14 protein-coding genes are annotated in these 14,758 nt (G+C 44.5%); 13 read left to right on the top strand and 1 reads right to left on the bottom strand.

Translation table 11 applies throughout. From position 1 onward, the window contains the following. The first annotated feature begins 113 nt into the window (after positions 1-113). Genes JQM82_RS10720 through JQM82_RS10730 form a run of 3 tightly spaced genes read left to right on the top strand, consistent with a single transcriptional unit; the run spans position 114 to position 3,717 of the window. Positions 114-812 carry an ABC transporter ATP-binding protein gene (locus JQM82_RS10720; RefSeq protein WP_235250315.1) on the top strand — a complete coding sequence of 233 codons (699 nt, stop codon included), beginning with the start codon at positions 114-116 and terminating at the stop codon, positions 810-812. Positions 813-830: 18 nt separating this feature from the next. Further along, on the top strand, positions 831-2,357 hold the full coding sequence (locus JQM82_RS10725; RefSeq protein WP_235250316.1) for a COG1361 S-layer family protein: 1,527 nt from the start codon (positions 831-833) through the stop codon (positions 2,355-2,357). Next, a complete protein-coding gene (locus JQM82_RS10730; protein WP_235250317.1) occupies positions 2,323-3,717 on the top strand; it encodes an ABC transporter permease in 1,395 nt (464 codons plus the stop codon). Before JQM82_RS10725 ends, JQM82_RS10730 begins: the two co-directional genes overlap by 35 nt. Before the next feature lie 12 nt (positions 3,718-3,729). Here the strand turns inward: JQM82_RS10730 and JQM82_RS10735 are convergent, their stop codons facing one another. After that, the gene (locus tag JQM82_RS10735; protein WP_235250318.1) at positions 3,730-3,993 is read right to left on the bottom strand and encodes a hypothetical protein; all 264 of its coding nucleotides are present in this window, start codon (positions 3,991-3,993) and stop codon (positions 3,730-3,732) included. A gap of 244 nt (positions 3,994-4,237) precedes the next feature. On the opposite strand from JQM82_RS10735, the gene JQM82_RS10740 reads away from it, so the two are divergent. From JQM82_RS10740 to JQM82_RS10785, 10 genes are all read left to right on the top strand, one after another. Continuing rightward, entirely contained in the window at positions 4,238-5,302 is a 1,065-nt protein-coding gene (locus JQM82_RS10740) for a PTS transporter subunit IIC (protein WP_235250319.1), read from the top strand. Positions 5,303-5,368: 66 nt separating this feature from the next. After that, positions 5,369-5,893 carry a cob(I)yrinic acid a,c-diamide adenosyltransferase gene (locus JQM82_RS10745; RefSeq protein WP_268827719.1) on the top strand — a complete coding sequence of 175 codons (525 nt, stop codon included), beginning with the start codon at positions 5,369-5,371 and terminating at the stop codon, positions 5,891-5,893. A gap of 126 nt (positions 5,894-6,019) precedes the next feature. Further along, complete coding sequence (locus tag JQM82_RS10750; protein WP_235250321.1) at positions 6,020-6,730, top strand: GTP pyrophosphokinase; 711 nt, start codon at positions 6,020-6,022, stop codon at positions 6,728-6,730. 46 nt (positions 6,731-6,776) lie between these two features. Then, on the top strand, positions 6,777-7,664 hold the full coding sequence (locus tag JQM82_RS10755) for a YitT family protein (RefSeq protein ID WP_235250322.1): 888 nt from the start codon (positions 6,777-6,779) through the stop codon (positions 7,662-7,664). Between the two features lie 154 nt (positions 7,665-7,818). After that, on the top strand, positions 7,819-8,484 hold the full coding sequence (locus JQM82_RS10760; protein WP_235250323.1) for a PHP domain-containing protein: 666 nt from the start codon (positions 7,819-7,821) through the stop codon (positions 8,482-8,484). Between the two features lie 113 nt (positions 8,485-8,597). Continuing rightward, positions 8,598-9,203 (top strand): sulfurtransferase-like selenium metabolism protein YedF, encoded by a 606-nt coding sequence (gene yedF, locus JQM82_RS10765; RefSeq protein WP_235250324.1) that lies wholly within the window; start codon positions 8,598-8,600, stop codon positions 9,201-9,203. 133 nt (positions 9,204-9,336) lie between these two features. Then, positions 9,337-10,377, top strand: a complete 1,041-nt coding sequence (gene selD / locus JQM82_RS10770; RefSeq protein ID WP_235250325.1) for a selenide, water dikinase SelD — start codon at positions 9,337-9,339, stop codon at positions 10,375-10,377. A gap of 36 nt (positions 10,378-10,413) precedes the next feature. Then, positions 10,414-11,817 (top strand): L-seryl-tRNA(Sec) selenium transferase, encoded by a 1,404-nt coding sequence (gene selA / locus JQM82_RS10775; protein WP_235250327.1) that lies wholly within the window; start codon positions 10,414-10,416, stop codon positions 11,815-11,817. A 13-nt stretch (positions 11,818-11,830) separates the two neighbouring features. After that, on the top strand, positions 11,831-13,744 hold the full coding sequence (selB, locus tag JQM82_RS10780) for a selenocysteine-specific translation elongation factor (protein ID WP_235250328.1): 1,914 nt from the start codon (positions 11,831-11,833) through the stop codon (positions 13,742-13,744). Next, on the top strand, positions 13,744-14,652 hold the full coding sequence (locus JQM82_RS10785) for a selenium metabolism-associated LysR family transcriptional regulator (protein ID WP_235250329.1): 909 nt from the start codon (positions 13,744-13,746) through the stop codon (positions 14,650-14,652). Before selB ends, JQM82_RS10785 begins: the two co-directional genes overlap by 1 nt. The last annotated feature ends 106 nt before the right edge of the window (positions 14,653-14,758 follow it).

Genomic DNA, 14,758 nt, shown 5'->3' on the forward strand with positions numbered 1-14,758 from the left:
ATATTAAGAAAATCTTCATTCTTTTCTGCGGAAGTCTTTAGAGTTATCTGATATATTGGTAATATCAGAGGGTAATGACTCTTATTTTTGGTTTTTGACAGCAGGAGGTACCTATGAAAAAAGTAATTGAAGTCAGAAATCTGTATAAATTATATCGAGTAGGAGATGAAGTAGTCCGGGCCCTGGATGGTGTGGATTTTGACATTTATGAAGGAGAATTCTGTGCTATTGTGGGAACCTCCGGATCTGGAAAGTCAACACTTCTCAATATGCTTGCAGGTCTGGAAAAACCGACGAAGGGAGAGATCCTGATCACAGGACAGCATATTGAAAAATTGAACGAAGAGCAGCTGGTAAAGTTTCGGAGAGAGAATGTTGGATTCATCTTCCAGTCATTTCACCTGATGGGAACGATGAATGCGCAAGAAAATGTGGCACTTCCCTTAAGCTTTCAGGGAATCCCCAGGAACATTCGGATGAAGAAGGCGGAAGAGATGCTGGAACTGGTGAATCTGAAGCAGCACAAGAAGCATCTCCCGAACCAGATGTCCGGCGGACAGCAGCAGCGTGTCGGAGTTGCAAGAGCACTGGTGGTTGATCCGGGAATTATCTTTGCGGATGAACCGACCGGGAATCTTGATTCACACACGTCGGAAGATGTAATGCGATTGATGCAGAGAGTAGTAAAGGAACAAAAAAAGACTTTGGTAATGGTAACACATGATAATCATCTGGCGTCCTATGCAGACAGGGTATTTCATATCATGGACGGAAAGATTCTGAAGATAGAAGATCGCCGGGAGAATGAGTAAAGGGAGGGTATATAGAAGATGAACGGAAAAGAACGGATAAGAAAATGGAAAAAACGAATGGCAGGGATGCTTGTAGCAGTATTGACTGCGGTATCTGTGCTGCCGGCCGGAGCTTTTGCGGCAGTACAGGATATCACAATTACGTCAAAAGAGAAAAAGGTTCCAACCTATCAGGCGGGAAAGTCACAGAAATGGACGCTTACGGTAACGAACCGGACATCAGGGGATCTGGAAAATGTTGTGCTTGGCCCGCAGCTGGGGGATAAGAACGATGACTGGCCGTTTAAGACGGAGGTGCAGGATTATCAGCAGGAACTTGGCGCATTGAAGGACGGAGAATCTGTAGATGTGACATTCGAGTTTACGCAGAGAGAAGATATCAAAACAGAGAGATATACGATTCAGTTTGTAGCATCAGCGATATCCAAAAAGGATGGGAAGGAAACGCTGATAGAAACATCACAGAAACTTTATGTATATACGACTGCAAAGCCGGAAGAAAAGAAAGAGACTACAAAAACGGAAGAAAAAGGTACTCAGAACGTGATGTCCGGAGAAGATGCACTGGTGGAAGCGGGCGGATACAGCAATGGCGGCGTCTCTTACAGTGGAGGCGGAGGAGCATCCGGAGACGGTTCGGTTCCAAGAGTCATTGTAACGGGATTTACGACAGATCCTGCAGAAGTAAAGGCAGGCACGAACTTCAAGCTTACGATCCATCTGAAAAACACATCAAAAACCACCAGAGTACGCAATATGTTATTTGACCTGATGGCACCGACGGAAGGTGCTGATGAGCAGACGGCATCGCCGGCCTTTTTGCCGGCATCCGGTTCCAGTACGATCTATCTGGAGGGAATTCCTGCGAATGGAACGGCAGATATCTCCATCCAGCTGAATGCAAAAGCAGATCTCCTTCAGAAGCCGTACAGCATTGAACTGAGTATGAAGTATGAAGATGCATATGCAGCTCAGATTGAATCTTCCTCCAGTATATCGATTCCGGTCAAGCAGGATGCGCGCTTTGAATTCAGTGATTTTGAGATCAGTCCGGAGTGCATCGAGGTCGGAGAAGAAGCCAATGTGATGTGCAGCCTGTATAATCTCGGACGTATTAAACTTTACAATGTAAAAGCTGTTTTTGAAGGATCATGTATTGAAAAGGAAGAAGTATTTGTCGGAAATGTGGAGTCCGGTTCTACTGCACAGATTGATGCTATGCTGGAAGGGAAAAATGCAACGGAGGGACCGGCCAGGGTTACCATGACACTGAGTTATGAGGATGAGTCAGGAAATGTATCCACGTCCGAACAGGAACTCCAGCTTGAAGTAACAGAACAGATGGAAGAAGAGATGATGACCTCTGACATGGGAGAAGAAAGCCAGGGCGGCTTCCCGGTGGTTCCGGTGATCGTCGCTCTGTTGATTGCAATTGCGATTGCGGCAGTGGTGATATGGAGAAAAAGGAAACAAAAGAAACAGGCGCAGGGGGAAGAGGAGGAATTGCTGAATGAGTTGGAACGATCTTCTGAGGATGAGCGTTAGCAATCTGCGAAGGAGAAAGCTTCGGACCTTTCTGACGGTTCTTGGTGTGTTGATCGGAACGGCTTCCATTGTAGTCATGATCTCTCTGGGACTTGGAATGCAGCAGGCACTCTATCGGGAGGTGGAACAGTCAGGCGGTCTGAACACCATTCGTGTGACCGGTGCAAGCGTTGGAGAATCGATGATGTACTATGGGGAAGGTGAGGAGGAATCATCCAAATATGTGGACGATAAACTGATCGGGAAACTGTCAGAGATGGAACATGTTACCCTGGCATCTCCGGTCTATGAGATGTCTGTTCTGTTGCTGAAGGGGCAATATGAAGGATGGACGCAGTTGGTAGGTATGACACCGGAAGCTTTGGAGGCGATGAATATCCCGCTGGCAGAGGGGGCTCTTCCGAAGGCGAACAGCGGACATCTGGAACTGCTTTACGGTAACGGGATTATCACAAATTTTTATGAGAAAAATTCATATGAAGGCTATTATGATACCGGAGAACTTCCGGACATTGACCTGGCGAGGGATTCTCTGTTCCTGATCACGGATCAGGACGCTTATTATAACAGTCAGAATCAGAGCATGGGAGGTGACATATCTTCCTCAGATGGAAGCGAGATGACCAAACCTGCAACAAAACATGTGGTAACGGCCAGTGGTGTTGTTGAAGGCGGCCCGGAAGATTACAATTCATATTATTATTATGTATACTGTGATCTGGATACATTGAAACAGGTTCTGAAAAAGGAATATTCAGGAAGAACCATTCCGGGACAGCCGACGACCAAATCCGGAAAGCCGTATAAGGAATTTTATTATTCATCGGCAAAGGTGAAGGTAGATGATATCAATCATGTGGATGAGGTGGCTGCCTCTATCAGAGAAATGGGATATAACGTAGAAACAAATGCTGAATATCTGGACAGTATGAAGAGTCAGTTTGCGATCGTTCAGGCAGTACTTGGAGGAATCGGAGCGGTGTCGCTTCTTGTGGCAGCCATCGGAATCGCCAATACGATGATGATGTCCATCTATGAAAGGACAAAAGAGATTGGTGTCATGAAGGTATTGGGATGCAGTCTCAAAAATATACGCCAGATGTTTCTTCTGGAAGCAGCCTTCATCGGATTCCTTGGTGGAATTGCCGGAAATATTTTAAGCTTTCTGATGTCTGCAGTAGTTAATTTTGTAACCGGACATGGAGCCGCAATGGGATTTGACGGCGATATTTCCTATATTCCATGGTGGCTGGTGATTCTCGCACTTGGATTTGCGGTGCTGGTCGGTGTTGCGGCGGGATATTTCCCGGCAAAACGAGCGATGAAACTCAGCCCTCTTGCAGCAATTCGTAATGAATAAAAAAGATCCGGATCATTCTTCAATGATCTGGATCTCAAGATAGTCAATATCTATGGAATCCACAAAATTGTCCTGATAAAAACGGGTTTTGTCATGACGGCGGAATTCATCGATATTAGAATCAAGCCATATGGGCTTGCTTAAGTCAAATTCATAACAGATCTCATCCAGTGAGTGAAATATTTTATGGGTCCGGGTATCGTCCGTATCATTACATATGACGGTATCGCGGACCATTCTGTTGTCTTTCCATTCTTTTCCCCATAAACGGAACATATGCATATCTCCTTTTGAACAGTACAGAAAAGTGATTGGCCTGTATCATATAATAGTTCAAAGTATAGCGGATTTCAGGCGGGAAGTAAAGAATGAATCCGGGAATTATAAGAGTTGCTTGTTTTTCCATGTGTTCTGTGTTAAACTCTCCACATGTGACAAGACATATGTAAATAACAGATAGAACTTCTGCGCTCTGGTTACAGCAGTGCATTGGTCTGAATATGGAATGAGGAGAATGGATATGGAAAAGATTAAAAAAGTGTTGGATCGCATATTTATTGAAGGATTGAGTGCAATGGCCCATGGGCTTTTTGCAACACTGATCATTGGAACGATTATTCAGCAGATCGGAACGCTGCTCGGTGGAAATGTAGGAGATCTGATCTATGTGACAGGTAAGATCGCTGCATCTCTTACAGGAGCAGGTATCGGTGTGGCCGTGGCATATAAGTTTAAAGAAGCACCGCTTGTGGTCGTGTCTGCAGCAACGGCCGGAATGATCGGCGCGTTTGCAAGTAATGTACTTGCAGGTACACTTCTGGTCGACGGCGCAATGGTATATGCGGGCCCGGGAGAGCCGCTGGGTGCATTCATTGCGGCGTATGTTGGAATCTTTTTCGGACATATGGTATCTGGAAAAACCAAGGTGGATATACTGGTAACACCGATTGTTACGATAGGAACGGGAGCAGCAGTAGGGCTGCTGATCGGACCTCCGATCTCGGGATTCATGACCTGGCTTGGTTCTCTGATCAATTGGGGAACAGAACAGCAGCCATTCCTGATGGGAATTGTGGTATCTGTATTGATGGGTATGATCCTGACACTTCCAATCAGCTCCGCTGCACTTGGAATTATCCTGAATCTCTCCGGGCTGGCAGCAGGTGCGGCTACAGTAGGATGCTGCTGTAATATGGTTGGATTTGCGGTAGCAAGCTATCGTGAAAATAAGATCGGAGGACTTCTGGCACAGGGAATCGGAACTTCCATGCTTCAGGTGCCGAATATTGTGAAGAAGCCGGTGATCTGGCTCCCGGTGATTTTGTCCAGTGCGGTTCTGGGACCGGTCGGAACGCTGGCGCTGCATATGACGAACAATGCGACCGGATCCGGAATGGGAACGGCCGGTCTGGTTGGACAGATCATGACCTGGCAGACGATGATACAGACAGAAGCTACTGTGGTTGTGTTGGGTAAGATCCTTCTGATTCAGGTGATTCTTCCGGCAATTGTGACCCTTGTAATCTCAGAATTTATGAGAAAGAAAGGGTGGATCAAGTTTGGTGATATGAAACTGGAATTCTAAGAGAAAATCTGCTATCATAGAATGTATCAGACAGCATTTCAGCATAAAGAAAGCAGGGGATACTATATGCAGGGTACAGGAAGAATACATATGTATTACGGGGACGGAAAGGGAAAGACAACTGCTGCGATGGGACAGGCAATCCGTGCCGCGGGATATGGGTTACAGGTACTGGTGTTTCAGTTTTTGAAGGATAATTCTTCCAACGAGCGCAAGATACTTGAACAGATACCGGGGATTACCTGCCTTCCGGGGCGTGAGCCGGTTAAGTTTGTAAGCAGGATGAACGGGGATGAAAAGGCTGAGCTTCGCCATTACAATAATAAAGCGCTGGATGAGATTATCAAGTTCTGTTCACCGTTTGACATGCTTGTACTGGATGAGGCGTTATGTGCGATTCAGCTGAATGTATTGAGCGAAGAGAAGATGATGAGTTTTCTGCAGCACAAGCCACGCGGGCTGGAAGTGGTCCTGACCGGTCATGTTGTATCGCAGGAACTTCTGGATCTGGCAGATTACGCAACGATGATGATGAAGGTAAAGCACCCATATGACAAGGGAAAGCTTGCCAGAGAGGGGATTGAATTCTGACTGCGGATGCAGGAAGGATGACTTTTATTAAATAAGTGTGAAAATCATGACAATAGCATGACCATATGATATACTATATACAGTACTTGTTTAACTCTTCGGCAAGAGAGGAGAGAAAAACATCATATGGAAAATGCAATAAAAAATTATGAAGATGTGGATAGCTGGAAGACGATCATGTTTCTTTATAATTCAGCGATCAAGGAAGTGGGGACAAAGCTTGAGATACTGAATGATGAATTCCAGCATGTACATCAGTATAATCCGATTGAGCATATTAAAACGCGTGTGAAAACACCGGAAAGCATCGTAAAGAAGCTTCGCAAATATGGATATGAGATCTCGATCGAGAACATGGTAAAATATGTAAATGACATCGCAGGTGTAAGACTGATCTGTTCATTTACATCTGATATTTATCGATTGGCGGAGATGATCGGAAACCAGAGTGATCTGAAGGTATTATCGATCAAGGATTATATTAAGAATCCGAAGGAAAGCGGATATAAGAGCTACCATATGCTCGTATCCGTTCCGATCTTCCTCTCGGACAGTGTGGTGGATACAAAAGTAGAGATTCAGATACGGACAATTGCAATGGATTTCTGGGCGAGTCTGGAACATAAAATATATTATAAATTTGAGGGAAATGCACCGGAATATATCAGCCGGGACTTGAAGGAATGTGCGGATATGGTTTCAACGCTGGATGAAAAGATGCTGTCGTTGAATGAAGCAATCCGTGAATGTCTGGAACAACAAGAAGAGTTAAATGAAAGTGCAGAGAATAAAAAAGAAAATCAGCAGGACGGTCAGGTTCTGCAGAGCCTGGATTAATTTCCGGGTTTCTTTTTTGTATAATTTTATTTAGAGGAGAAGAAAGATGTTGAGTAAATTGAGCGGAAAAAGAAAAGCAGGACTGGTACAGGCCACATATGCTGTTGGAGGAAGCCTGTTGTTTGCAATAGGGGTGAATTTGATCATTACCCCTCTTGGACTTTACAATGGGGGATTTATGGGTGTATCCCAGCTGCTTCGAACATTTATTGTAAGCTTTCTCCATGTTCCCATTCCCTCCGGCGTGGATCTGGCAGGTATCATCTATTTTCTGATCAATGTTCCGCTGCTTTATATGGGACTTCGAATTATGGGAAAGACATTTGCAGTCAAAACACTGATTACGGTCGGGGTTCAGAGTCTGTTTCTTACGCTTGTTCCGGTACCGCCGGTTCCGGTGATCGAGGATTATCTTACAGCGTGTATTGTGGGAGGTATCGTTGCAGGAACGGGGACGGGGCTGATTCTGAGAGGCAGAAGTTCCAGCGGCGGCCAGGATATTATCGGGCTTTGCTGTTCAAAGAGGTATCCGAATGTCAGTGTCGGAAAAATCAACATTCTTATGAATGTCTGTGTATATGCCATCTGCCTGTTTATGTTTAATGTGGAGATCGTGATTTACTCGTTGATTTATACGACGGCGCTTGCAATGGCGATTGACCGTGTACATATCCAGAATATCAATACCAGTGCCATGATATTTACCAAGAAGGAAGGTATCTCGAAAGCAATCATGGAACAGACGGGACGGGGCGTTACCAATTGGGATGGAGAAGGGGCATATACCAATAAGGCAGCACACATTCTGTTTGTAATGATTTCCAAGTATGAGGTAAACCAGATCCGCGAGATCGTGCACAGTATAGATCCGAATGCATTTATGATATTTACGGAAGGGTGTTCGGTAGACGGTAATTTTGAAAAGAGATTATAAGAAATATATCAGAAAGACTAATAGATAGTGTCTATAAAAATATACCTGTCATTAAAATTCTCTATTTGATGAAGACTAATGAAATTACTATAATGTAAGAAAGAATGTACAGATTATGTAGTCGAAACGCAAAAAAGAAAAGGAGCATGACAGGATGTTTATTGATATGCATATGCATGAGATGACATATTCAAAAGACAGTTTTCTGCAGCTGGACGAGATCGTACAGATTGCGAAGCAAAAAGGGCTTGGTGCGGTGTGTATTACGGATCATGACAGTATGGGGCTGAAAGAATATGCGGCAGAATACTCGCAGAAGACAGGGTTTCCTGTATTTGTGGGGATTGAGTTCTTTTCCCTCCAGGGGGATATCGTGGCATTTGGGATCGACGAGTATCCCGGAGAAAGAATCCCGGCACAGGAATTTATTGATCTGGTAAAAAAACAGAATGGGGTCTGCTTCGCAGCACATCCATTTCGCAATAATAAACGGGGACTTGAAGAAAACCTGCGTACAGTAACCGGACTGGACGGGATTGAGGTTCTGAACGGCAGTACTTCTGTGGAAGCCTGTCAGAAGGCTGCAAGATACGCAATGGAACTTGGATATTATACAATTGGTTCCAGTGATTGTCATGTCCCGGAAAAAGTCGGCGTATGTGCGACGTGGTTCCCGGAGGAAGTGCGTACGATGGAAGAATTCCTGTCTGCTTTTCGCAGAGGAGAGATGCGGCCGGCATATTATGCAGACGGCGCGTATCATGTTCTGGAGATACAAGAGTATGGAAGAGGCATGCCTCGTGTAGGATACGGGACGTAATTCTTTCAGGCTTTTACATAATAATTTAAAAAACCATTTACCTTTTATACAAACAGTGATAGAATATATCTATATGTGTTGGGGTAATGGCATCAAGGAAAGGTGGAATCATCATGATTACAGTCAACGCAATGGGAGACAATTGTCCAATCCCAGTCATTAAGACGAAAAAGGCAATGCAGGCACTTACCGGTCCGGACACAATTGAGGTTCTCGTTGATAACGAGATCGCAGTGCAGAACGTAACTAAGCTTGGAGCTGGTTCAGGAGCAAAAGTGTCATCTGAAAAGCTCGGGGATGCAGAGTATAAAGTTACGATTCAGATGGACGGAGCACCGGCAGAAAGCAGCCAGGATGAGGTTGTATGTGCGCCTGATGCCAGGGACAATACGGTTGTTGTAGTTTCTTCTGACCGCATGGGTGTGGGAAATGATGAACTCGGCAAGGTGTTAATAAAAGGATTCATATTTGCAGTTACACAGTTGGATACTCTGCCAAAGACAATGTTATTCTATAATGGAGGAGCAACTCTGACAACAGAGGGATCAGATTCTCTGGAGGATCTGAAGTCTTTGGAGGCACAGGGCGTTGAGATCATGACCTGTGGAACTTGTCTGGATTACTATGGACTGAAAGAGAAGCTGGCAGTAGGTTCTGTGACAAACATGTACAGTATTGTTGAGACCATGGCCAAAGCTGGCAGAATTATCAGACCTTAATCGTTGATCAAGTTTGTGTGAAGAGGGATTGTTGTAGAATGTGAACTACTATTTTACAACAATCCCTTTTTAAGAATGTGTAAAAACAATAATCCTTTAGAATGAATGTAAGCTACAGGAGGAAGAATGAAACATGAAATCAGATGTGAAATTGACAAGTTTAAGTAAGACGGCTGGCTGAGCGGCTAAGATAGGTCCGGAGACCCTTGCTCAGGTTCTGAGTAAGCTGCCGACATTTCAGGATGACAATTTAATCGTAGGAATTGAAACTTCTGATGACGCCGCAATCTACAAAGTGACTGATGAGATCGCAATGATTCAGACCGTTGACTTCTTTACTCCGATTGTAGATGAACCATATATGTTCGGACAGATCGCAGCGGCCAATTCTCTCAGTGACGTATGGGCAATGGGAGGCGAACCGGCTGTTGCGCTTAACATAGTCGGATTCCCCAACTGTCTGGATCCGGCGATATTGGGCGACATCCTTGCGGGTGGAGCGGCGAAAGTGAAAGAAGCAGGAGCGGTACTGGTAGGAGGACATTCTGTACAGGACGATGAACCAAAATATGGCCTGTGCGTGTCTGGATTTGTACACCCTGATAAGATATTTAAAAATTATGGCTGTAAGCCAGGCGATATATTAGTTCTTACGAAGCAGATCGGAAGCGGAATTGTCAATACGGCAATTAAAGCAGATATGGCATCCCCTGCTGCGATCCGTGAAGCGCAGATGGTAATGGCATCTCTGAATCAGAAAGGCAAGCGGGTAGTCGAAAAATACCAAGTGTCAGCGTGCACAGATATCACCGGATTCGGACTTCTGGGACACTGTGTGGAGATGGCTTCAGCAAGCGAAGTGACGTTTGAGATCAACGTAAAAGATATAGCATATCTTACGGATGCGATTGATTATGCAAAGATGGGACTTGTTCCGGCGGGTGCATATAAGAATCGCGGATACTCCATCGGAAAAGTAGAAGTCGGGGCTGTGGAAGAGCATTATCTGGATCTGCTCTATGATCCACAGACGTCAGGGGGACTTTTGATCAGCGTTTCCCCAAAAGAATATGATGCTATGATGAAAGATTTCAAAGAGGCGAATATGGAGACTGCAATATCAGTTATCGGAAAAGTAAGTCCAAAAAGTGACAAACTGATTCGTCTGTTTTAAAAACATAGCTGTAAGGTGAGGAAAAGGGAAAAGAAAATGAATAAAAATGTATTATACCGCAGTATCCCGAAAGTGGATATACTGTTGGGAGAGAAACAGATTCAGGAGATGATTGAACGATACAGCCGCGATACGGTTATGGAAGCAATCCATGAAGAGATGGAAAAACTTCGTGCATATATCGGCAGATGCGAAGAAGAGGAAAAGGCGAAGGCCCGGATTGAGGCACTGACAGAGAATATCTGTATTGCCGTAGAAGCAATGCATACACCGAATATGCGCACAGTGATCAATGGAACCGGAACGATTCTTCATACCAATCTGGGAAGAGCACCGATCAGCCCGGAACATATGAGACATATCGCAGAGATCGCAACGGGATATTCGAACCTGGAATACAACCTGGAAGCAGGAAAAAGAGGTGAGAGATATTCTCATTTTGAGAAGCTTCTCTGTAAGATTACCGGAGCAGAAGCAGCGATGGCGGTTAATAATAATGCCGCGTCGGTAATGCTGATTCTGAGTTCTCTGGCGAAGGGCGGAGAAGTTGTGGTTTCCCGTGGAGAACTGGTTGAGATCGGTGGAAAGTTCCGGATTCCTGATGTAATGGAGCAAAGTGGAGCGTCCCTGGTTGAGGTCGGAACCACAAATAAAACGCATTACGATGATTATGAGAATGCGATCACAGAAGAGACCAAAGCACTTCTGAAGGTGCACACCAGTAATTACAGAATCGTCGGTTTTACAGAACACGTTGAGATTGACGAACTGATTCCGCTGGCGAAGGAGCATGACATTCCGGTGATCGAAGATCTGGGAAGCGGTGTGCTGATCGATCTTGCAAAATACGGATTGACACATGAGCCGACCGTACAGGAATCCATCGCAAAAGGAGCAGACGTTGTGTGCTTCAGCGGTGACAAGCTCCTCGGAGGACCGCAGGCAGGAATTATCATCGGCAAGAAAAAGTATATTGATATGATGAAGAAGAATCAGCTGACCAGAGCACTGCGAATTGATAAATTTACTGCAGCGACACTGGAGGTGGTGCTGATGGAATATCTGTCCGAAGAGAAGGCAATCGAAAATATTCCGGTACTTCGAATGATTACGGCTTCTCTGGAAGAGGTATCCAGAAAGGCAAAGAATCTTGCGAGAATACTGAGAAGAGGCGAACTTGAGGCAAAGATACAGATAGTACCGTGTGAATCACAGATCGGAGGCGGATCGCTTCCTCTGGAACGGATTCCGAGTCAGGCAGTGGCGATACAGCCGACCAGGATCAGCGTTCCGGAACTGGAAGAATGCATGCGTCATCTTCCGGTACCGGTGATTCCCAGAACGGTGAATGATATGATTCTTCTGGATGTGAGAACGATAGAAGAGCGGCAGTTTAAAGTCATTGCCAGTCAGTTGAAAAGTTTGCTATCAGAGAACTAGAGGGTAAGACGGAATGAAAAATATTATTATAGGAACAGCAGGACATATAGATCATGGAAAAACGACGCTTATAAAGGCTCTGACAGGGCGAAATACAGATCGCTGGGAAGAAGAGCAGAGACGAGGAATAACGATTGACCTGGGATTTACGTATTTTGATCTCCCGGGAGGGGACCGTGCCGGAATTATTGATGTACCTGGTCATGAAAGGTTTATCAATAATATGGTTGCCGGCGTTGTGGGAATGGATCTTGTTCTTCTGGTAATCGCTGCAGACGAAGGAATCATGCCGCAGACCAGAGAGCATATGGATATCCTGAATCTTCTGGGAATTGAGAAAAGTATTATTGTATTGAATAAATGTGATCTGGTTGATGAAGAATGGCTGGAACTTGTTGAAGAAGAAGTAAAGGAAGAACTGGAAGGCACATTTCTTGAACATGCACCGGTCGTAAAAGTATCGGCAGCTACAGGAGAAGGTCTGGAGGGACTTGTTCAGATGATCGAGCATCTGACACGTGATGAAGTGATTCAAAAGGATGTGAATACAATTCCGAGACTTCCGATTGACCGTGCATTTACACTGTCTGGATTTGGTACGATCATCACAGGTACACTCGTGTCGGGAACTATATCGAAGGAAGATACACTGGAGATGTATCCGATTGGGAAAGAATGTAAGATTCGTAGTATCCAGGTCCATGGTGAAGATAAAAAAGAATGTTATGCAGGACAGCGCGTGGCTATTAATCTTTCAAATGTGAAGAAACGGGAGATTAAAAGAGGCTGTGTTCTTGCACCGCCAAACAGCATGAAGAATACTGATCTTCTGGATGTTCGGCTGAATGTACTGGATTCTTCCATGCGTGTGCTTACCAATCACACCAGATTGCATTTCTTTACAGGAACAAGCGAAGTGCTGTGCCGGGCGGTTCTTTTAGATAAGGAGGAGATCGGACCGGGAGAAAGTGGATATGTTCAGCTTCGTCTTGAAGAGGAAGTCGCCGTAAGACGCGGGGACAAGTTTGTTGTGCGTTTCTATTCTCCGATGGAGACGATTGGAGGAGGAGTAGTGCTTGAACCGAATCCAAGAATTAAAAAACGTTTTCAGCAGGATGTGATTGAGGAGCTGAGCAGGAAAGAGTCCGGCTCTTCTGCAGATGTAATTGAGATGCATGTAAAAAGCCATGCAGATACTTTGATTACAGTGTCAGAACTGGCAAAACTTACAGCTCTTTCTGCTGAAGAAGTAAAAAATGATGTTGAAGAGCTGAAAGAACAGGGGAATGTGTGTACATTCCCGATGCGGAAGGATACGTATGTCTGGCATGCGGATTCTGCACGTGAAGCAGAGCGAATACTTTATAAAGCTATGGAGGAATATGAAGACAGGTATCCGTACCGATATGGTATGAAAAAAGCAGAAGTACAGATGACATATTTTCACAAAATCAAGCCGAACGTTTTTGATCAGATTCTGGAGATGCTTGAAAGTAGCGGAAGCCTGAAGCGAGTGGATGAATTTTTGTGTACACCGGAATATGAGGTCAGAAAAGATGAAACGTATCGTGAGATATCGAAGAAGCTTCTTGCTGCATTTGAAAAGGCAGGATATGACTTTGTCCGGTACTCGGAGATTGATTGTGGAAAAGAATCAAAAGAGCTGAAAGATGATATCCTGAACATTCTGCTGGAGGAAAAGCGTGTTGTAAAAGTGACAGAGGACATGTATACTCTGTGTTCTTATATGGAACAGGCAAAAGAAAAGATACAGGAACAATTAAAGGATAATCCGGTCATTACGATTGCGCAGGTGAGAGATATGTTTGCGACCAGCCGAAAGAGCGCGAAGCCGATTCTGGAGTATATGGACAGTATCAAGGTGACCAAAAAGACCGGAGCAGAGAGTGAAAGGGTTGCGTATTAATGAATTTAAAGCAGTTAGAGGCCTTTGTCCAGGTGGCGGAAGGGGGCAGTTTTTCAAAAGCTGCCAAAGAATTGTTTTTAACCCAGCCAACGATCAGTGCACACATTGCAGCACTGGAAAAGGAAATGAACGTGAGGCTGTTTGTGAGAAATACAAAAGAAGTCAGTTTGTCAGATGACGGAAGAGAGTTATATCAGTATGCAAGACAGATCATTGATCTTCAGAAAAAGATTGAAGAAAGGTTTGAGGCGGGAAAGGATGGCGGAAAGCATCTGATCACAATTGCAGCATCTACGATTCCGGCACAGTATCTGCTGCCGAAGGTGCTGATTCAGTTTAATGAAAAATATCCGCAGGAACAGTTTAAGATTCTGGAGACTGACAGCAGCAAGGTGGTAACGCAGATTGTTGATCATGTGGCGGATGTTGGATTTACAGGAACGGTTCTGGAGAAAAAACACTGTAGATATATACCGTTTTACAAAGATGAACTTGTCATTATTACACCAAATACTGAAAAATACAGAAAACTTCAGGAAGAATCTGTTGGCAATATACAATGGATCATGGAAGAGCATATTATTATGCGGGAAGAAGGATCCGGAACGAGAAAAGAAGCGCAGAAGCAGCTGAAGCATGCCGGTATAGCTACCGATGATCTGAATGTAATTGCAAGCATTGAAAATCAGGAAACAATCAAAAAGTCTGTAAAGCAGGGAATGGGAATCTCGGTATTGTCCAAACTTGCGACGGCAGATGAAGTGGAGGCAGGATTCATGTTAGCCTTTCCGATTCCGAAAGCGGATAAGGGAAGAGATATCAATCTGATATATAATAAGAATTATCAGCTGTCCAGAAGTGCAGAACGTTTTATTAAAGTTGTAAAAGAAGTTTACCAGATTGACTGATGGCAGACAGGCACTACCTATAAATAAAAACTATGGGTAGTGCTTGTTTATTCGTCTTTTCGATTAGACTATGATAGGCGAAAATAATATACTAATCTTATATGGG

It is taken from the genome of Faecalicatena contorta, assembly GCF_021531995.1.
In the GTDB taxonomy this organism is placed as follows: Bacteria; Bacillota; Clostridia; order Lachnospirales; family Lachnospiraceae; genus Dorea_A; species Dorea_A contorta_A.